This window comes from Pseudomonas cistanchae (assembly GCF_054483635.1).
The window spans coordinates 326,841-344,070 of record NZ_JBTLWN010000005.1; the positions used below are offsets into that span (position 1 = coordinate 326,841).

General features: G+C 53.2%; 22 protein-coding genes and 2 tRNA genes. 17 read left to right on the forward strand and 7 right to left on the reverse strand.

The features are described from left to right. Window positions 1-260 precede the first annotated feature (260 nt). Window positions 261-1,334 (forward strand): alpha/beta hydrolase family protein, encoded by a 1,074-nt coding sequence (locus tag ACX0MV_RS15885; RefSeq protein ID WP_458983479.1) that lies wholly within the window; start codon window positions 261-263, stop codon window positions 1,332-1,334. 89 nt (window positions 1,335-1,423) lie between these two features. On the opposite strand, the gene ACX0MV_RS15890 is transcribed toward ACX0MV_RS15885, so the two are convergent. After that, on the reverse strand, window positions 1,424-1,705 hold the full coding sequence (locus ACX0MV_RS15890) for a hypothetical protein (protein ID WP_458983480.1): 282 nt from the start codon (window positions 1,703-1,705) through the stop codon (window positions 1,424-1,426). A gap of 261 nt (window positions 1,706-1,966) precedes the next feature. Further along, window positions 1,967-2,045: transfer RNA gene (locus ACX0MV_RS15895), tRNA-OTHER, on the reverse strand. 119 nt (window positions 2,046-2,164) lie between these two features. On the opposite strand from ACX0MV_RS15895, the gene ACX0MV_RS15900 reads away from it, so the two are divergent. The 5 genes from ACX0MV_RS15900 (at window position 2,165) to ACX0MV_RS15920 (ending at window position 5,935) form a co-directional block, all read left to right on the forward strand. Beyond that, a complete protein-coding gene (locus ACX0MV_RS15900) occupies window positions 2,165-2,401 on the forward strand; it encodes a ribbon-helix-helix domain-containing protein (protein WP_458983481.1) in 237 nt (78 codons plus the stop codon). Next, entirely contained in the window at window positions 2,398-2,727 is a 330-nt protein-coding gene (locus ACX0MV_RS15905) for a type II toxin-antitoxin system RelE/ParE family toxin (protein ID WP_458983482.1), read from the forward strand. Before ACX0MV_RS15900 ends, ACX0MV_RS15905 begins: the two co-directional genes overlap by 4 nt. Window positions 2,728-2,773: 46 nt before the next feature. Continuing rightward, window positions 2,774-3,508, forward strand: a complete 735-nt coding sequence (locus tag ACX0MV_RS15910; protein ID WP_458983483.1) for a hypothetical protein — start codon at window positions 2,774-2,776, stop codon at window positions 3,506-3,508. Window positions 3,509-3,776: 268 nt separating this feature from the next. After that, on the forward strand, window positions 3,777-5,024 hold the full coding sequence (locus tag ACX0MV_RS15915; RefSeq protein ID WP_458983484.1) for a DNA cytosine methyltransferase: 1,248 nt from the start codon (window positions 3,777-3,779) through the stop codon (window positions 5,022-5,024). A gap of 11 nt (window positions 5,025-5,035) precedes the next feature. Continuing rightward, complete coding sequence (locus ACX0MV_RS15920; RefSeq protein WP_458983485.1) at window positions 5,036-5,935, forward strand: Eco29kI family restriction endonuclease; 900 nt, start codon at window positions 5,036-5,038, stop codon at window positions 5,933-5,935. 80 nt (window positions 5,936-6,015) lie between these two features. On the opposite strand, the gene ACX0MV_RS15925 is transcribed toward ACX0MV_RS15920, so the two are convergent. Together ACX0MV_RS15925 and ACX0MV_RS15930 are read right to left on the reverse strand one after the other, a co-directional pair. After that, complete coding sequence (locus ACX0MV_RS15925; RefSeq protein ID WP_458983486.1) at window positions 6,016-7,272, reverse strand: hypothetical protein; 1,257 nt, start codon at window positions 7,270-7,272, stop codon at window positions 6,016-6,018. A gap of 77 nt (window positions 7,273-7,349) precedes the next feature. After that, window positions 7,350-7,499, reverse strand: coding sequence for a hypothetical protein (locus ACX0MV_RS15930; RefSeq protein WP_458983487.1), 150 nt, complete (start codon window positions 7,497-7,499; stop codon window positions 7,350-7,352). A 241-nt stretch (window positions 7,500-7,740) separates the two neighbouring features. On the opposite strand from ACX0MV_RS15930, the gene ACX0MV_RS15935 reads away from it, so the two are divergent. The 11 genes from ACX0MV_RS15935 (at window position 7,741) to ACX0MV_RS15985 (ending at window position 15,439) form a co-directional block, all read left to right on the forward strand. After that, window positions 7,741-7,956: a DNA-binding protein gene (locus ACX0MV_RS15935; protein WP_458983488.1), complete on the forward strand. Its 216-nt coding sequence runs from the start codon at window positions 7,741-7,743 to the stop codon at window positions 7,954-7,956. Window positions 7,957-8,173: 217 nt separating this feature from the next. Next, the gene (locus ACX0MV_RS15940; protein WP_458983489.1) at window positions 8,174-8,332 is read left to right on the forward strand and encodes an Arc family DNA-binding protein; all 159 of its coding nucleotides are present in this window, start codon (window positions 8,174-8,176) and stop codon (window positions 8,330-8,332) included. A 39-nt stretch (window positions 8,333-8,371) separates the two neighbouring features. Continuing rightward, window positions 8,372-8,716, forward strand: coding sequence for a lysogeny maintenance protein PflM (gene pflM, locus ACX0MV_RS15945; RefSeq protein ID WP_458983490.1), 345 nt, complete (start codon window positions 8,372-8,374; stop codon window positions 8,714-8,716). A 462-nt stretch (window positions 8,717-9,178) separates the two neighbouring features. Then, window positions 9,179-9,538 carry a hypothetical protein gene (locus ACX0MV_RS15950; protein WP_458983491.1) on the forward strand — a complete coding sequence of 120 codons (360 nt, stop codon included), beginning with the start codon at window positions 9,179-9,181 and terminating at the stop codon, window positions 9,536-9,538. A 104-nt stretch (window positions 9,539-9,642) separates the two neighbouring features. Next, window positions 9,643-9,855 carry a hypothetical protein gene (locus tag ACX0MV_RS15955; RefSeq protein WP_458983492.1) on the forward strand — a complete coding sequence of 71 codons (213 nt, stop codon included), beginning with the start codon at window positions 9,643-9,645 and terminating at the stop codon, window positions 9,853-9,855. 14 nt (window positions 9,856-9,869) lie between these two features. Beyond that, window positions 9,870-10,079 (forward strand): major capsid protein, encoded by a 210-nt coding sequence (locus ACX0MV_RS15960; protein ID WP_458983493.1) that lies wholly within the window; start codon window positions 9,870-9,872, stop codon window positions 10,077-10,079. A 143-nt stretch (window positions 10,080-10,222) separates the two neighbouring features. Next, window positions 10,223-11,470 (forward strand): virulence factor TspB C-terminal domain-related protein, encoded by a 1,248-nt coding sequence (locus tag ACX0MV_RS15965; protein WP_458983494.1) that lies wholly within the window; start codon window positions 10,223-10,225, stop codon window positions 11,468-11,470. Window positions 11,471-11,472: 2 nt separating this feature from the next. Beyond that, the gene (locus tag ACX0MV_RS15970) at window positions 11,473-11,802 is read left to right on the forward strand and encodes a DUF2523 domain-containing protein (protein WP_458983495.1); all 330 of its coding nucleotides are present in this window, start codon (window positions 11,473-11,475) and stop codon (window positions 11,800-11,802) included. Between the two features lie 13 nt (window positions 11,803-11,815). Beyond that, window positions 11,816-13,003 carry a zonular occludens toxin domain-containing protein gene (locus tag ACX0MV_RS15975; protein ID WP_458983496.1) on the forward strand — a complete coding sequence of 396 codons (1,188 nt, stop codon included), beginning with the start codon at window positions 11,816-11,818 and terminating at the stop codon, window positions 13,001-13,003. Between the two features lie 142 nt (window positions 13,004-13,145). Further along, the gene (locus ACX0MV_RS15980; RefSeq protein WP_458983497.1) at window positions 13,146-14,423 is read left to right on the forward strand and encodes a hypothetical protein; all 1,278 of its coding nucleotides are present in this window, start codon (window positions 13,146-13,148) and stop codon (window positions 14,421-14,423) included. Then, window positions 14,423-15,439 (forward strand): phage integrase, encoded by a 1,017-nt coding sequence (locus tag ACX0MV_RS15985; protein WP_458983498.1) that lies wholly within the window; start codon window positions 14,423-14,425, stop codon window positions 15,437-15,439. The genes ACX0MV_RS15980 and ACX0MV_RS15985 overlap by 1 nt, the downstream gene beginning before the upstream one ends. Here the strand turns inward: ACX0MV_RS15985 and ACX0MV_RS15990 are convergent. The 3 genes from ACX0MV_RS15990 to ACX0MV_RS16000 form a co-directional block, all read right to left on the reverse strand. Further along, window positions 15,436-15,975 (reverse strand): DUF4124 domain-containing protein, encoded by a 540-nt coding sequence (locus ACX0MV_RS15990; protein ID WP_458983499.1) that lies wholly within the window; start codon window positions 15,973-15,975, stop codon window positions 15,436-15,438. The two genes, ACX0MV_RS15985 and ACX0MV_RS15990, sit on opposite strands and share 4 nt — an antisense overlap. 209 nt (window positions 15,976-16,184) lie before the next feature. Beyond that, a tRNA-Ser gene (locus ACX0MV_RS15995) sits at window positions 16,185-16,274 on the reverse strand. An 80-nt stretch (window positions 16,275-16,354) separates the two neighbouring features. After that, on the reverse strand, window positions 16,355-17,224 hold the full coding sequence (locus ACX0MV_RS16000; RefSeq protein ID WP_458983500.1) for a phosphoribosylaminoimidazolesuccinocarboxamide synthase: 870 nt from the start codon (window positions 17,222-17,224) through the stop codon (window positions 16,355-16,357). Window positions 17,225-17,230 lie beyond the last annotated feature (6 nt).

Here is a 17,230-nt window from a genome sequence, read left to right on the forward strand (position 1 = left end):
TGAGAAGCGGTGTGCTTTTGCAGTCAATGGCAGCACCCGCTTGAGGCCGTAGAGTGTGCCACAGCCAACCAGGCCGCGTCCTCAGCTCATGCAGGCCTATTGATAACAGATGAAACCCCTGCGTGTTCTTACGCCCCTTTGGTACGCGCCGCCGGCCGCCTAGCCAATCCTCGATCACTCACCCATCTGGGCGATGGCTGGAATAATGGCGCTCACTATGCTGCAGCGACCCCACACAACAACATAAAAAGGGTCATACCATGCGCAAGCTCGTTCTGGCTTTCCTGCTTAGCGTCGCATCCCTGGCCGAAGCCGCCACGGGCGTTTTTCCCGATAGCACCTTTCAGAATCTCGATCACGGCCTTTACTGGTTCGGCTATGGCGACAGCTGGCAGAAAGCCGTGCCTGGCCACAGCAACGCCTATTACGGCGCTAACAAGCCTACGGTCATCTATATCCATGGCTGGCAAAACGGCTCGACGCAGCGCAAGAACCGCGAAACCTTCAACCGTCAGGACGCCGGCGGGCCCAATCTCGACCTCGCCCATGCCTGGCTAGCCGCCGGTTACAACGTTGGCATCCTGTATTGGAATCAGTTCGCCGACGAGGGCGAGGTGAAGGACGCCGAAGCGAAAATCTGGACCGCCGCCGGACCGCGCGCCATGCGCTGGCGTAACAGTTCAGGTAGCTACAGCAACGGCCCGGGGCAATCAGCAAGCGACCTGCTGTTCGCCAGCTACAGCGCCAATCTGGCCGGTTACACAGGCAGTAATATTCGTTTGCTCGGCCACTCGCTGGGCAACCAGATGGCCATTGTGCTGACGAAGAAAATCAGCGACGCCATTGCCGCCGGCAGCCTAAACAGCAAGCTGCTACCTAAACGAGTGGCGCTGCTTGACCCGTTCTACTCCAATTACGCCAAGAGCTATCTGGGCAACAAGTGGGTTGGCGAAGTCTGCCGTACCTACGTCAGCGCCCTTAAGAGCAAAGGCGTGATCTTCGAAACCTACCGCACCTCCGGCGCCAGCAGTACCGGTTTTATCGGCGATAGCAATAGCGGCCTGATGAACATGACGGCGTTCACCGAACTCAAGCCCTGGTATTTCAGTGCGACCCAACTGACCGAGAAACACAATGCGGCGGTTTGGCACTATCTCTGGTCATTCAGCTTCAACCCGCCACTGATCACCGGCAGCAGCAACCAGGCGGCATCGGCGCGCACAGGAGACAGCCGTATCGCGACGTTGATGAACGGCAGCAAGCGGCTGGTGCACGACCAAGGCGCCTACAGCAAGGAACCCTCGGACGACAACTTCAAGGAAGCGGCGCGCTGATCTTGATCAACCTGCACCTCAACCTGACCCAATGAAAAAGCCGTGGTCGACGACCACGGCTTTTCAGAGCATCACGCACACTGCATACATCAATAATCGGGGTCGACCTCGACGATTTCGGTGGAAAAATTCTTGGCATAGGTCATCAGGCGATCCCGCGCCTCTTCCAGGGTTTTGCCATAGAGATGGGATGGATAATGCTTGCCATCGGGTTCGAAGGTCGGCTTGTAGTGATGGCTGATTTGCCAATAGAAACAACCGACATCCGCCGGCAAGTCCTCGCACAGGCTTACCCTGCCCTTGACCGGATGATTCAGCCCTTCGACATCAAAGATGTGCTCTTCAAGAACCTTGTAACTCCTGACCGCCATCCTTCTCTCCTTTCGCTATCAACCAGTACCACGTCTGCACTTCGACGCATTAACTACTGGAAAACTTGACTGCCCAAACGAGCGAAAAGTTCGTGCCGGACGATGGCGGGCGCGCACGCAGTGCTGCGAAAAGGGCGGGTCCCTGAACCGGTACGGATGGCGCCTCGGAAAGTGAAGATCGATAAAGCCCTGCATCTGAATACAATCCAGAAACGCAAAAGCCCCTGACTTGGTAAGTCAGGGGCTTTAGGTGTCGCGATATGGCGGGAAGATAGGGATTTGAACCCTACTTTTACGGCTTCAATTCGTCGCAAACCGTTGCAGTGCGGGGCTTTCTCCCTCCTCTACCGTGCCGATTCATCACTATTTAGCGCAGTGTTTTCGACACTTTATCGACACTGCCGTTAGCGGTACGATGTAGCCTCTTTGCCAAATTTTGCCATAAAGGCGGATTTCGTCATGAGCACCATGAACATTTCTTTACCAGATGCGCTGAAGAGCTTTGTCGATGAGCAAGTTAACCAACGTGGCTACAGCACAAGCAGCGAGTACGTTCGCGAGCTAATTCGCAAGGATCATGATCGGCAGTATCTACGTGGCCTGCTTCTGGCTGGAGCGGAATCTGTGCCCACTGCGCCTGCAGATGGCGACTACTTCGAATCGCTACGCGCGAAGGTGCGGAACGCTCGGGCATGAAGGCCAAACCGGTTATCCCGAGAGCACTGGCGAGCCAGGATGTTGATGACGCAATCAGCTACTACCTGAGCGAAGATGCCGAACAGGCTGCGCTTGGCTTTATTGATGCACTGGAAAAGGCCTATACCCACATTGGGCGCCATCCATCCTCTGGCTCTACCCGCTACGCCCATGAACTCGACCTGCCGGGCCTGCACTGCTGCCAGCTAAAACGCTACCCGTACCTCGTCTTCTATATACAGCGCGACGATCATATAGACGTCTGGCGGATCCTTCATGGATCAAGTGACATTCCTCACCAGGTAAGCGGTATTGAACATTTCTAATGGTTCCGCCAATGACTAAACCCCCGCACTGCAAAAGGTGAGTAAGATGGATTTTCAGGTCTTCGCATCAATCATTGGTATAGCTTTCGCTGCATTGATAAGCGCTTCAGGTTACTTATATAAAAATCGAATGGAGACAAAAAGGAGTGCTCGAAAGGTACTGTATTATCTTCTTGAAATCCGTTACGCCATTAATACATCGCTCATAGATCCTGCATCAATTTATGACCAATATATCACTCATTGTTTTAAAGCATTTTCAGATAAAGGCGGGATAGTAAACCGTGGCCAAGTAGAGTCTCTAATAGGGAAATATGTTTATCAACACTTCGTTAATATTGCGGACTCTTTAAAAACAGATATTGACGAGAGGATACTTATTCCATATGAGCAAGCTTTGCTAGAGCTTAGCGAGATCAATCCTACTCTCGCCTACAAACTACGGGGTAAAGAGAGACTTCAACACGCCATCACACACACATCAGCTTATAGTGACACTTTCGAAAATGAAATACTTCCTACTCTCCCTTTAGTAACTGGTGAGATGAGCCGTGCGATAAAAAAATTTTCATCCTCACAAAAAAATGAAGCTCTTGATGATATTGAAAACTCATTTAACGACCAAATTTTGATGGTTGCTAAAAGCTGTGGTGTTTTTGATTATTTGAAATGCAAGAAAATACTTAAGCAATCCATTGATCAGTCCGTGGATTTTCCTGACTTTAGCAATGCCTTAGATGAGATTACGGAACTCCTTATAACTGAGTTGGCAAAATCTTAGGAGCAACCTATAGCTCCTTAGGGAAAACCATTATTTTCGACAGATGGTTGCTCCCGCCCGCCTTGCCAGCTAAGGGCTAGCTCTGCGCTGGAGGCTCAATTGACTCTAATCATGGATTGCCATCTTGTCTCATCCGCTTTCATTAGCCAAAATGCAGCCCTTTGAGGGGTTAGCTGTACAAAACCCCAGTACAAATGCTTCAAGCTTTGCTGGGGCTCTGTAGATCTACTAGCCAGCCCGTCGCGTCGTCTGAGTCTACTGGTGAGTCATGCTTGAATACGTCGAGGAAACCGAAATTAAGCGGGTTCCATACCCAGCGCGGGAAAGTCTCCCCGCTTTAGCGTCTCCATTAAAAAGCATCGAGTTGTTCGCAGGCGCGGGAGGTCTAGGGCTAGGCTTTTCGTATGCTGGTGTCGAGCATCTGGCGGTTGTTGAATGGAATCGTCACGCTTGCGAAACTCTCCGCAACAACAAGCGTAAGCTCATAGAGCCGCTAGCTCATTGGCCGGATGTATTTGAAGGCGATGTTTCTAATTTCAGCTACGACAAATTCTCTCAGGTCGACTTGATCACAGGCGGTCCGCCCTGCCAGCCTTTCTCTATGGGCGGTAAACATCGTGGCTTCCTCGACGCTCGGGATATGTTCCCTCAAGCAATTCGTGCAGTCAGAGAAACCCGCCCCCGCGCCTTTGTTTTTGAAAATGTTCGGGGTTTAGTACGTAAATCATTTACTGATTATTTCAACTACATTATCAAGCAGCTTGAATACCCCTCACTCGTGGCAAAGCCTGATGAGGAATGGCTTGATCACCTAAAGCGGCTTGATCACCACGCGGCCCAAGTAGCTCAACCCGAATACATCGTATCGGCTACTTTAGTGAACGCCGCTAACTACGGTGTACCGCAAAAGCGAGAGCGCGTGATCTTTGTTGGATTCAGAGCCGACGAATATCGTCGCCCTTGGTTTTTCCCTGCAAAAACGCATAGCCACGATGCCCTACTTCACTCTCAATGGGTGACTGGCGAATATTGGGAGCGGCATAAAGTCGCCTTGAAAGCCCGTTTAGCACCATCAGAGCGCTCAAATAAAAAATTAGCTGATCTACGCCAAGTAGATCCACAAAGCCTAATTCTGCCCTGGCTAACTGTTAGAGATGCAATCTCGGACTTACCTGACCCAGAGCGAAAACCTAACATGGGTTTTATACAAGCTCATAAATTCCAGCCAGGCGCTCGATCTTACCCAGGACATACAGGTAGCCCGTTAGATGAACCATCTAAAGCACTGAAAGCTGGTGGCAATGGCGTACCGGGTGGGGAGAATATGCTACGCCGGCCTGATGGGTCCGTTCGTTACTTTACCGTTAGAGAAAGCGCCAGAATCCAAACCTTCCCCGATAGCTTCCTGTTTGAAGGCACATGGGGCGAAGTCATGCGTCAACTCGGTAACGCCGTACCCGTACGCCTAGCGTCCACGGTAGCGAAAAGCGTTTGTGAATATTTAAACGGAAACTAAGGCACAAAGGGATGGCAAAAAATTCTGCTAAAGAGCCAATGGATCAACTGACCCAGGAGCTCAAAGCCCTGGTTCACAAGATTGAAGAGCTTGGGGAAGGAGCTGATGCGAAAGCTAAAGTACGTGCCTTAAAAGCATTATCTGAAGTATCCAGCCAGATTAGCGACGTCACGGCAAGCCTCGACCCAATCCTACGGCCGGATTCAGTATTTGACCCTGGCGCTCCTGATACCATTGGCCGAATCATCGCCTTGACGATGGTCGCGCAGAAAAGACACCCCCTATCAAAAATCCCGGACTTCTATGGTTCCGGCATTTACGCTATTTACTACACCGGGGATTACGACGCATACGGGCCACTAGCCAACACTGAGCACCCTATCTACGTAGGGAAAGCAGATCCCAATGACGCCACATCACAGGATGCCGTGTCACAAGGAGTGAAACTGTCTGCAAGGATGAACGAACACGCCAAAAACATCGGTAAAGCTGTCACGACTCTTAAGCTCTCCGATTTTGAATGCCGGTTTCTAATAGTCAAATCAGGTTTCCAAGCCTCAGCAGAGCGCTACCTCATCGACTTCTTTAAACCTATCTGGAACAGCGAAACTAAAATCTGCTTTGGTCTGGGTAAACATGGCGACAGTGCGCTCACCCGTGTGAATAAGCGCTCCCCTTGGGATACGCTGCACCCGGGCCGTGCTTGGGCTGATAGAACCTCAGAAGATCAAAAACCGGCTGAGCGAATCAAACACGAAATCACTGCACACTTCTCAGTACATCCGCCCTATCAAGACTCGCACCAGATTTTTGATAAATTCAATGAGGAAATGCGTCAGCTAAGTACTGAGCACTTTTACTCATTAGATGGCGATATCGTCGATATAGTGGAGTCGTTGCCTTTGAAATAAGGAAGTATGAAAAGACTGGATATTCATACTTGATTTAACTTCTTAGATTCACCTAAAATAAAAAGCAGAAATTCTAACCATCAACCAGTTTTAAATCTACGCCTTTCAACTTTTCCCGTGGTTTTATTTTTGAATAAAACAAGTCGAATACACATAATATATAAAGGATCAACCACGGAATAAAGAACTGCTTTCTCGTTACGTCTTAATATAGGTGTTTCTGCAGAGCACAGCTCACCAAGAATACTACCGATACCCATATTTGTTTCTGGCACAGTGTCAGAAAATTCCTTCCTAATTACTGCCTCAATTTCCGATGGCTGCAAGGGACTTTTGTTTATCTTCCCTATAGCATAAATTACCTGATTTCTACGCCCAACAGTCGTCTCCTTGCTATTTAAATGCGACTCAATAACAGAGTAAACCGCTCTCATACTTTTCCTTAGCCAATGAGCACTAGCATCTTTCAATAGGCCGTCTTCATAACTCCATTCATTAATTTGTACTTGTTTAGCTATTTGTGCGCAATATTCTTGCACACACTGAGCGATACCCAAAGTATAGTGAAACACTACCCGCTTTAGTTTTTCTATATCTTCGTTATCTAAAGTAATCTTTAGTTTTCTTACAAATCCCTTCTCAATTATCCACTTAATTTGTTCTTGATCTAACCCGCTAACCTTAGAAACTTCTTCTATTCTATTAGAAATAGACCTTAAATTTTTCGAAGCTCCAAAGAAATCACCTACTCCATTCGGAGTTCCCACAATTAGCAGCTTTATTTTATAAAGAGCATATCTTTCATCATCTAGCAGCAAAATAATGCTGCACAGCTCATCCACTAACTGCTCGTTCCCAACTAGCATTTCTAAATTTTCAATTACAATTACGGTATTTTTAGATTTATTACCGACAAACTTAAAAGCAGCCAATAGTGGCTCATCGGTTTGAACATCATAGCTTCTAGTCGCACCCAAGCCCCCCTCAGCTATGATGGCGCAAGCCTTGGCTTCCTTACTCTCCTCTAAAGCCGTGTTATTTAAGCTGCCTTTAGGAATACAAACCTTGTAAATTTCCTCAGTTAACGAACCAAGCCTTAACGCGTTTCCGCAGTTAGCCACTACATATTGAGTCTTATTTTTACTAAAAACATGCTTATAAAGCCAAGATTTTCCATTGCCACTTTCCCCGAAAAGCATCGTATGCATATGCCCTTCAATCGACTCTTCTAGCTCTTTCTCTAGAACAGCCCTTGAAACGTACATATCATCATTTACTGCTCTTGTTCTAGGGGTGAAAACATCTGATATTTTTGGCCTACTTAAAAATCCCACCACAAAAATCTCCTTTCAATGGCCAAATTGATATTAGCCCTACCAGCGAAACCAACTGCTAGCTACTCTTTTAGTAATCGCTATCCCGCGTTTGGACTGGCCAATTTTGAATTTGCTTCGTCGTATTGAGGGCTGGTTTGCCCTACTTCTGGCGCCGTATTTCCACTAGCCAGCCATAAAGCGTACTGCGGATACATTTTCACCAAGATAGAAATTTCGTCGGTGCTCATTCGAATTGCACCTTTGCTTATGTTTTTCCATCGCTCGTGATTCGTTTCCCCTAGCTGACTTAGCTTCTTAGGCCCAGCCATCCTGATCAATAGGGTTGCTCTATCTTTAATATCTTTCATATTATTAATTTAAATCGAGGCACTATTTACTCCAATAAAAAGCAGGAGTAATCTTTGCCTCGGAGTAAATATTGCCTCAGGTTGATGATCCCTTAATGCCACGAATAGTGACGGAACGAGCATGGAACTGGAAGAGCTGGAGCCTTCGAAGCTAATAGGTCCGCAACAGGACGTTGAAACTGTCGAGTCATGGGCTGAGCGTAACGGCCTCACTTACGGCACCGCACGCGCTTGGGCCATGAAAGGTGTTGTGCCTACGGTCAAGCTCGGTAAGCGTCGCATGATCAATAGCGCTCTGCTTCGCTCTTGGCTGCTGGAACAGGAGTGGACGGCTTGAATTACGTCTCTGCGCTATGCGCTCGTCAGCTTCTGTCAGTAATCCGCTATGCGGATTTCAAGACATCGCTATCCGCTCTTTTCGCGTTTCACCGTTTCTTATTAATGCTGCGCGTAAATGGCTCGATGAATTCTGATCAATACGCACGCCTTTTAGCGCTTGCTGCTAACGCCTGTCGCTACTGCATCCAGGGCAGTGCGCAGGCGAGGGTTACCCCATGAGCCGCACCGACCAGCAATTTAAGCTCCGCATGCCTGCAGCACTGCGCGCCCAGGTCGAGCAAGCCGCCAAAGAGGCGCGCCGCTCCCTGAATGCTGAAATCGTCCTTCGCCTTGAGGCGAGCTTCGCCCATGTAAAGCAGGAGGTTTCCCAATGATCTATGCCAGCTCCGGGCTCCCAGGCGAGGGCATGACCTATGACGCCATTCAACTACAGCAAACAGCCGCACCCCGAGAACTGCGACTGCTCTGTCTGTTGGGTAAAAGCAGAACTGGCCAAACCATCTTCGCCCCGGTCTGCACGCTGCGACCAATGCCGCCCCGCGTCTGTTCAACGTGGCCGCATCCTAAGCATGGGTCTCGTAAATGGTGTGTGGACGCCCTTGAAGTGGGAACCGGTAATAACGCCTGCTTATCACTGCGCCAAGCACACCCCCAGCGACCGACCACCCAAGCCGCCCCGCTATTGGGTGGAAGTGGCGAGCATCGGCAAGCCGGTGCCTTACGTGCCGCTGCGCGAACCCTTCGAGCTGACGGGGTGAACGCATGATTGGCTTTGACCCTATGACCCTGTTCGTTCTCTTCCTAACGCCTATCGGCTGTCTGTTTGGCGGTTACTGGTTAGGCCGCATGGACAGCACTCCAGCAGTTCGCCGCTGTGCAGATTCTCGGTTGGCCTATACCCGCGCCGAACTCCACGGCTTCACCTTCGGCATGGTCGCTGCTCTGGCCGCGATTCATGGCAATGCCGATCCGCCCAGTAGATCGCCGCCTATGTCCGGGACTGGTTTACCAGTCGCGGGCATAGGTGGCGAAACGGGATGACAAGGGCGAGGCCCTTGGTGTCCACCGCCTAACAGTTCAACGCACGACCCGGCTTTAAACCCCGGCAAGCCGAAACAACCCAGCAGATTCGAACGTTGAAAGTTCACCTGCTCGGGATCGCTCTGCCTGCTGAAAGGCAAAACCGCGCACTAACGCGCAACTAAGCGAGGAAACAAAAGATGGCACGTTCGATTATGGAAGTTGCATTTCTGGGCACCCAACGTTTCGACGGCGAGGGCGGCACCAAATACATCAAGGTTTTCTACGGCGACGAGCCGGACGGCAAAACCGAACACGGCCTGTCGATCATCGGCATGGCGGCTGATGACGATGCCGCCGAAGAAATCTTCGCAGCCGGCGCCCACTTCGACCCGCTGCAGCGCGTGCGCATCACCTTCGACGTGGCCCGTGGCGGTCAGAACAAGGGCAAAAATCTAGCCCTGCATCTGGAAGCGGTCGAGGCCAAGCCAAGCGCCCGTCAGCCACAAAACCCCCAGCGCCCGACCACTCAGCCCGCGCCTGACGCGGCCAAGTCCTAAGGGGCGGCTCCGGTGGTGTGGATGTTCTGCAACCACTGCCGCAAAGGCTCGCCGGCTCACTGCTGGCGGGTCATTAAGGCGTGTCCGCACTGCCGGAGCCCCCAATGAATTTTCTGGCGTGTGAGGGCGACTGGTCGGTTGGCCCAGGTGGTGAACCCATCTGCACCGGCTCACTGGTTTCGCTCACTCGCGAGGAAATGCAAAGCCTCTACGGCTCTGCACTCAGTTGGGATCAGGTCGCCGAGCTGCAAGGCGAAGTCATCACCCTGTTCGCCGTGGTGTTCGGCTTCTTGGTCCTGAAAAAAGCCCTGAAATAGTGAGGTAACACCCCATGAAACAACACCTGCAATCCCTGAAACGCTCCCTCGGTGTCGCCACCGCTGCTGGCGTGCTGTCGATCCAACAGGCCTATGCCGCTGTGCCGCCAGAAGCTACCGGTGCGCTGGATACCGCTGGCACTGACGTCAACACCATCGGCTGGGCCGTGTTCGCCGTACTGGTCGCCGCCATGGCGTTCAAGTACATGCGCCGCGCCCTGTAACCGCAACCCGTGCGTCATCAAGTCCCGCTTCGGCGGGACTTACTTTTTCGGACCCCGCCATGAACTACGAACTCTACGTCCTGCTGATCACGACAGTGGCGCTGTACCTCGTGTTTTTTGGTCGCGTTTAAGAGGGCATCGCCATGCAACGGATCGCGCTCGTTCTGCTCGCGTTGTTCAGCCTCCAGGCCCATGCCGAAAATACCTATTCGGTTCGGGGCGGCACTTACTTTGGCACCGATCAGGTGCGCTGGTACAAGACGGCCAACGAAGCCTGCGCCGCCTCTGTCTCATGGGTTAACAGCACCATGTGGCACCCTTACTACGGCTCGTCCTATAACCACGTCACCGCCTTTTCACATATCTCCGGCGGCGCCTGTTACTACACCCTCAGCGCTGGCGGTACTGGTCCGGCCTCAGGCGGTACAAACGCCACCGTCGTTACCAAGCCCTGCGCCCCTGGTGAAGATGAAAGCCTGACCTGGCCGCTGGGTCGTGAGGAAGTCGCTATCGGTGATGCCTCCTTCGTGCCGTTCAACTTCCCGCTACCCAATAGCTACTGCTTTGAAGGGTGCCAGGCGCAAAAAGCCGGTACTGCAGGCGATCTGTTTGGCACCCCCGACACCGATCCCAAATACGAACTGATCTGGGTTAACGCCAACTACACAACTGACGGCCTCGCCTGCTCGATGCCGACCAACCCAGCAGAGCCCGATATCCCGCCGCCAGGCACTGAAGAACCCGACCCCTGTGAAACGGACCCGAACGCACCTGGCTGTAGCGATCCAACAGATCCCACGGACCCAACCGATCCGACCGACCCAACAGATCCGACAGATCCCACTGACCCGACCGACCCAACAGATCCCACTGATCCAACAGACCCCACCGACCCCGGTGGCGGTGATGGCGGTGATGGCGGTACAGACCCAGGCAATGGCGGTGGTGATGGCGGCGATGGCGATGGCGACGGTACTGCCGATGGCCTCGACTGCGATCAGCCACTTTCCTGCTCAGGTGATGCGATCCAGTGCGCGATCCTCACCACGCAAAAGAACGCCCGCTGCGAAACCCTGACCGCTTGGGACTTCCCGACTCAGGAAGGCGATATCCAAGGCTTCATCAACGCCCAGGGCGACAAAGCCAAGCTTGATGAAGGCGAAGGCGAAATCGACGTGTCCGGCCTGTTCAACGACAGCACCACCACGCGCTTTCTGCCGTCCTCCTGTCCGCAACCAAAGTCGTTCTCGCTCACCACCGGGGGCGGTCGCACCTTCGAGTTTTCCTACGAACCCCTGTGCCAACTGGCGATTGATATCAGCTACCTGATCGTGATCGCCGCATCCCTTTTCTACGCCGTCTATGTCGGCCGCTCCGTAGGAGGTGAATAGCCATGCCCGCATTTCTTTGGGTAGCCCAATTCCTTTGGATGATCGCCGCGCCCCTGGTGATGATGGTCCTACGGGCCATCGGCTTTGGCTTCGTCACGTACTACGGCTTTAACGCCCTGATCAACGCCGCCAAGGACTACATGATCACCAACATGGGTAATGCCGGTGTGGTGATTCAACAGATTCTCGGCCTGGCCAAGGTCGATATCGCGATCAACATCATGCTCGCCGCCGTGTTTACCCGCTTCATCATCGCTGGGATCAACAAAGCCCAAGATCGTCGTCGCAACCAAGTCTGGCGCAAGCCGGGCGGCACCTCTATCGAAGCCTAGGGAGGGGTGAACGATGCTCTATATCCGCACCGGTAAGCCTGGCCACGGCAAGACCTTGAACACCATCCGCGAGGTGGACCTAAAAGCCCATGCCGAAAGCCGGGTCGTCTACTACCACAACATCAACGGTCTGCAGCCTGAACAGCTCAAGGCACGCTGGTTCACCTTTGAAGATCCCGAAAAGTGGTACGAGCTGCCCCATGACTCGATCATCGTCGTGGACGAGGCCCAAGGCTGGTTTGGCTCCCGCGATCCTCGAGCCCGACCGCCTGAGCACATCACCCGCTTCGAGACCATGCGCCACAACGGCCATGAAGTGCACCTTGTCACCCAAGACCCGCGCTATCTCGATGTGCATCTACGCCGCCTGTGCAACGGCCATATCCACTATTGGCGCGTCTTCAAATCGCAGCAGCTCCTGCGTTTTGAATCCGAAGCGGTAATCGAAAAGGTCGAGGTCAAATCAAGCTTCAAGGATGCCGACAAAAAGACCCTGCGCCTCGATAAGAAGTACTTCGGCGTCTACACCAGCACCAACGCCAAGCACCACTTCCAGGCCAAGCTGCCGACCAAGTTCATCCTGGCCATGCTGGTGATCGCGGGATCTGCCTTTATGGTCCACCGCGCCTATGAGCGATACGAGCAGGGCAAACAGACTGAGCAAGCCAACGCCCTAGGCGCCCCAGTCGCAGAAGCCCCCGGCATGGTCGACCAAGTGAAAAACTCAGTCGGCGCCCTGATCAACCCCGCAAGCGGCTCCACTACCAAGCAAGGGCAAACCCTGGAGCAATACCTCGCCGCCCGAGTTCCGCGCGTCCCTGACGTGCCCAGCTCAGCGCCGATCTATGACGAACTGACCAAGCCCAAGACGTACCCGCGACTGTCGTGCGTCATGAGTTCGGACTCCAACTACATCGACCGCAACAGCAAGCGTTACCGGGTCATCAAGGCCGCTCAGAAAGCCTATATCTGTGAGTGCTTTACCCAGCAAGGGACCTGGCACAAAACCTCATTCTCGTACTGCAAGAACACCGTCGAGCGTGGCGCCTTCGATCACGCCAAGCCAGACCCCGGCGCGCGCCTCGATGGCATGACGGCCCAGCAGCAACCCCAACAGCCACAGATAGAACAGGCACCCCAGCAGCCTGGCGGCGTGCGTGTGACCCAAGTGCCGTATGAAAAGGGGAAATTCCTATGGTGATCACTCAGCGCCCTCGCATGGCGCTTTTGAGCGCATGCGCGAGGCACGAGCGCAGCGCCAAAAGCGCGCGCTGACGTCCCTGTAACACGTCAGATAAACACAGTTAAAGAGTGTCGATTCGTCACTATTTGGAGCAGAAGAAATGACCGTAAAAGATCAAATCCGGGTAGACCGCCAATTCAAAGAGTCGGCAACCGGTCGCGTTTTCTTTGACCAGAAAACCGCGTCGATAACCGACCTCTCAGGCGTTCGCCTGCTTCGCTGTGGCGTCGATACCGTGCGCCAGTTGTATCGCGGGCTGATCCGCCTGGAAATCATGGCGCTGTTTGAGACTCCGGGTGTCATGGTCGAGTTTGCCGGTCAGATCTGGCATTCCGGTCGCGTTAGCAAAGACTCCGGTTATCAGTACAAGCTGCAGAACGCTGACCTCGGCATCATCCTGTTGGTGAAGAACTTCAACGCCAAGCTAGAGAACATCGGCCCTCACCTGAAAATCGAAGTATCGCCCCATGCAATCGACGCGCTTTCGCCTGAGCGCTTGCAGGAGCGCATGGACTACTACGCAGCTGCTGTCCTGACGCACCGTGAACTCAACCAATGTGCAGTCCACCTGGCGCTTGACCTCCAGGGCTGGAAACCTCCGGTGGATCTGGTGGCGCGCATGCACTGTCGAGCCAGGACTCACCGCGATATTTCTGGCATCAACGAAATCAACTGGGCGACCAAATCCAGCGTTTACGGCCGTGGCGAAACCTCCATGTTTGGCTCTGCCGGTGGCGTCCAGCTGGCGATCTACAACAAGACCGAACAAGCCCGAGCGACCGACAAGCTCGACTATTGGGAAAGCGTGTGGAAACGCCGCGATAGCTTCGATAAGGGCGACCCGGACAACTACAACCCCGAAGCGGATGTGTGGCGTATCGAGCTGCGCTATCACCACTCGATCATCCAGCAATTTGCCAGTGGCTCCGTAGACCTCAAGACAGGCGAAGCTATCGACACCCAATCTTTTGCCGCGTTCTCGGCCCATCTGGACGGCCTATGGCGCTATGGCCTGCGTCAATTCAAGCTGCTCGCCCGACCTGGCTACTTTGAGCCGATCTGGACCTTGATCCGTGAGGATGTGCGGGTGGACCTACCGGTCGATTCCCTGCTCGATGAGACCGAGTACAAGCGCTATCACAAGACCTCGCGCGGCTTCTCCGGCAAGAACGTCGAACTGTTCCTGGGAAACTTCGTCAGCCTGCTGGCAAGGGAAAGGGTGGGTGCAAAAAAGGCGTTTGACCGGCTGAAAACATGGGAGTGTTGGCCGGTCATCCGCGACCACTATGCCGCCAAGGAAATGTCTGAACGGGATCTATACACCCATATCAAGAACCTGCTCCAAGAGCGGCATGTTAGATGGGGGCGTGCCGTCTAATGGCTATCGAACAACAGCCTGACGGTCGCTGGAAAGTCGACGTAGAGCCCATCAAGGGGAAGCGCTTCCGCAAGACATTCAAGACCAAAGCGGAGGCCCAACGGTTTGAGGCTACCTGCCGCACAAAGGTAATTGACGCCCCTGCTTGGTCACCGAAACCCAAGGATAGACGTCGCCTGACAGACCTGATCGACCGATGGGCAACATTACACGCACACACCCTGACCGATGGCGAAGCTCGTCGCCGATTGCTCGATAGCCTCGCAAAAGCGCTAGGCAATCCAGTAGCCATCAAGCTGACAGGCAATGAGTACGCTGAGTACAGAACCAACGCGATAAAAGCTGGTGCCAACCCCAAAACTTTAAACAACCGCCTTGGCTACCTTCGCTCCGTGTTCAACGTGCTGTATCAGCTCGGCGACATCGACTATGCAAACCCGCTGGCACGTGTGCGCCCTCTCCGCCTGCAGGAGAAGGAATTGTCTTATCTGACTAGCGAACAGATAAGCCAGCTTTTCCAAGCGATTCATGAGCGCTGTAGGACCCCTCACGTCGCCATGGTTGCAGCTATTTGCTTGGCTACTGGGGCACGCTGGGGAGAAGCGCAGGCACTAACACCAGGCAGGGTTAGAGGTGGGCTGGTTACATTCATCAACACGAAGGGCAAGCGTGTGAGGGCCGTTCCGATAGACGCCACGCTAGAAGCTCGAATTCAAAACCACTTTAAGCGGCACGGCTTGTTCAGCAACTGTCTTAACAGCTTTGACAAGATCCTGGGGGTATCAAAAATACCTGTTCCGGCTGGCCAGTCATCCCACGTGCTACGGCATACATTCGCCAGTCGATTCGTGATGAACGGGGGAAACATACTGACTTTGCAAAAAATCCTAGGCCACACGTCACTGGCCATGACGATGCGCTATGCACACTTGGCACCGGATCATTTGCAGGATGCTTTGCGCTTTGGGCCTATTGCTGATTTTGAACAGTTTTTTAGAGAGTGGCCGAGCGCTTAGGGGTTTTGCGCGCGTTTAGCCCCTTCTTTGAACGCCTCTTTGAACGCTTCTGCCATTAGGCCTGAGCAGACCAAAATACCGGCGCCTTTAGACAGACACTCATAATTTTTCTGGTCCTCGCCTGAGCTTGTAATGCAGCTCTGCATGGTTATTTGTTTATCTATGGCATCTAAACTTTTTATGCCTTTGTCATACTCAGCTGCTGATGCCTTTCCAGATTGCTTCTTCTCTCTTGCAATGTCCTTCAGGTTATCAATATCGACAGCAGTCCAACGCAGAGCTCTTTTGCACATTTCTTTTTTCGAGACCTGAGCCGAATCTGTTGGTGTGCTCTCTGAAGGCTCAGCCTCCACTACTGGGCGATCGTCACCCACATAGCCTTGATTGATTTTCACCGGCTCGATTTTTTGCTGGGCAGCTGGTGGCTGAGTGCTGAAGTGTTTTTGACCATTCTCATCAACCCATTGGTAGATCTGAGCCTGGGCTGTCGTAGCAGCGCACAGAAGCAAGAGAGGAAGCAGCTTGCGACAGAACATTCGTAAGTCCTTTTATGATGAGTAAGCATGCGCTAGGGCAATGTAAGTTTCGACAGCCGGCGCCCAAGCATCCTACAGGTCGTTTGCCTATTCAATCTCAGGCAGACACTTTACCTATTCTCGCTTTCGACACTTCTTCGACACTTGACCAGCCTGAAACGAAAAAGCCCCCGAAACTCTATGAATTTCAGGGGCTTAGACGTGTTATATGGCGGGAAGATAGGGATTTGAACCCTAGGTACCATCGCTGATACAACGGATTTCGAATCCGTCCCGTTCGGCCACTCCGGCATCTTCCCGTGGCGGCGCGCATGATAGCAGCTGAAAACGTTTTGGCGAAGCCTAAATGGCTAATTTATCGCGTGCTATCAGGCGCTTATCACAGCGTGAGCTTGGTCAGCGCTTCACGGTACTTATCGGCGGTTTTCTGTGCGACCTCGGCGGGTACCGCTGGGGCTGGGGCCTGTTTGTTCCAGCCGGTGGATTGCAGCCAGTCACGCACGAACTGCTTGTCGAAGCTCGGCGGATTCTTGCCCTCTACATAGCTCTCTGCTGGCCAGAAGCGACTGGAATCGGGGGTCAGCACTTCATCCATCAGGGTCAGGGTGCCGTCCTCGTCGAGGCCGAATTCGAACTTGGTGTCGGCGATGATGATGCCGCGGGTCGCGGCATATTCAACAGCGGCGCTGTACAACGCGATTGCCGTGTCACGCACTTTGGCCGCGATATCGGCGCCGATAATGGCCTCGCATTGGGCGAACGAGATGTTTTCATCATGGTCGCCAACGGCGGCCTTGGTCGAAGGAGTGAAGATCGGCTGAGGCAGCTTGGAGGCTTCCTGCAGGCCGGCGGGCAACTCGATGCCGCAGACGGTGCCGCTTTTCTGATATTCCTTCCAGCCGGAACCGACGATATAGCCACGCACGATGGCTTCGACAGCGATCGGCTTGAGGCGCTTGGCGACTACCGCCCGCCCCTCGACCAGCGGAAGCTCGGCGGCAGAAACTACATCCTCGACCTTGTCGCCGGTGAAATGGTTGGGCACCACGCCCGCCAGCTTGTCGAACCAGAAGTTGGAGATCGCCGTGAGGATCTTGCCTTTTTCCGGAATCGGCTCGGCGAGAATCACGTCGAACGCCGAGAGACGGTCGGTGGCGACCATCAGCATGCGCTTGTCGTCGATTTCGTAAAGATCACGGACTTTGCCCGAGTAGATCTTTTTCAGGCTTAGCGTCGAAGGAGTAGTCATGTCGAG

Bases quoted from the DNA above. Each gene is read 5' to 3' on its own strand.
- ACX0MV_RS15885 (WP_458983479.1), top strand. From the start codon at position 261: ATGCGCAAGCTCGTTCTGGCTTTCCTGCTTAGCGTCGCATCCCTGGCC.
- ACX0MV_RS15890 (WP_458983480.1), bottom strand. From the start codon at position 1,705: ATGGCGGTCAGGAGTTACAAGGTTCTTGAAGAGCACATCTTTGATGTC.
- ACX0MV_RS15900 (WP_458983481.1), top strand. From the start codon at position 2,165: ATGAGCACCATGAACATTTCTTTACCAGATGCGCTGAAGAGCTTTGTC.
- ACX0MV_RS15905 (WP_458983482.1), top strand. From the start codon at position 2,398: ATGAAGGCCAAACCGGTTATCCCGAGAGCACTGGCGAGCCAGGATGTT.
- ACX0MV_RS15910 (WP_458983483.1), top strand. From the start codon at position 2,774: ATGGATTTTCAGGTCTTCGCATCAATCATTGGTATAGCTTTCGCTGCA.
- ACX0MV_RS15915 (WP_458983484.1), top strand. From the start codon at position 3,777: ATGCTTGAATACGTCGAGGAAACCGAAATTAAGCGGGTTCCATACCCA.
- ACX0MV_RS15920 (WP_458983485.1), top strand. From the start codon at position 5,036: ATGGCAAAAAATTCTGCTAAAGAGCCAATGGATCAACTGACCCAGGAG.
- ACX0MV_RS15930 (WP_458983487.1), bottom strand. From the start codon at position 7,499: ATGAGCACCGACGAAATTTCTATCTTGGTGAAAATGTATCCGCAGTAC.
- ACX0MV_RS15935 (WP_458983488.1), top strand. From the start codon at position 7,741: ATGGAACTGGAAGAGCTGGAGCCTTCGAAGCTAATAGGTCCGCAACAG.
- ACX0MV_RS15940 (WP_458983489.1), top strand. From the start codon at position 8,174: ATGAGCCGCACCGACCAGCAATTTAAGCTCCGCATGCCTGCAGCACTG.
- pflM (WP_458983490.1), top strand. From the start codon at position 8,372: ATGACGCCATTCAACTACAGCAAACAGCCGCACCCCGAGAACTGCGAC.
- ACX0MV_RS15950 (WP_458983491.1), top strand. From the start codon at position 9,179: ATGGCACGTTCGATTATGGAAGTTGCATTTCTGGGCACCCAACGTTTC.
- ACX0MV_RS15955 (WP_458983492.1), top strand. From the start codon at position 9,643: ATGAATTTTCTGGCGTGTGAGGGCGACTGGTCGGTTGGCCCAGGTGGT.
- ACX0MV_RS15960 (WP_458983493.1), top strand. From the start codon at position 9,870: ATGAAACAACACCTGCAATCCCTGAAACGCTCCCTCGGTGTCGCCACC.
- ACX0MV_RS15965 (WP_458983494.1), top strand. From the start codon at position 10,223: ATGCAACGGATCGCGCTCGTTCTGCTCGCGTTGTTCAGCCTCCAGGCC.
- ACX0MV_RS15970 (WP_458983495.1), top strand. From the start codon at position 11,473: ATGCCCGCATTTCTTTGGGTAGCCCAATTCCTTTGGATGATCGCCGCG.
- ACX0MV_RS15975 (WP_458983496.1), top strand. From the start codon at position 11,816: ATGCTCTATATCCGCACCGGTAAGCCTGGCCACGGCAAGACCTTGAAC.
- ACX0MV_RS15980 (WP_458983497.1), top strand. From the start codon at position 13,146: ATGACCGTAAAAGATCAAATCCGGGTAGACCGCCAATTCAAAGAGTCG.
- ACX0MV_RS15985 (WP_458983498.1), top strand. From the start codon at position 14,423: ATGGCTATCGAACAACAGCCTGACGGTCGCTGGAAAGTCGACGTAGAG.
- ACX0MV_RS15990 (WP_458983499.1), bottom strand. From the start codon at position 15,975: ATGTTCTGTCGCAAGCTGCTTCCTCTCTTGCTTCTGTGCGCTGCTACG.
- ACX0MV_RS16000 (WP_458983500.1), bottom strand. From the start codon at position 17,224: ATGACTACTCCTTCGACGCTAAGCCTGAAAAAGATCTACTCGGGCAAA.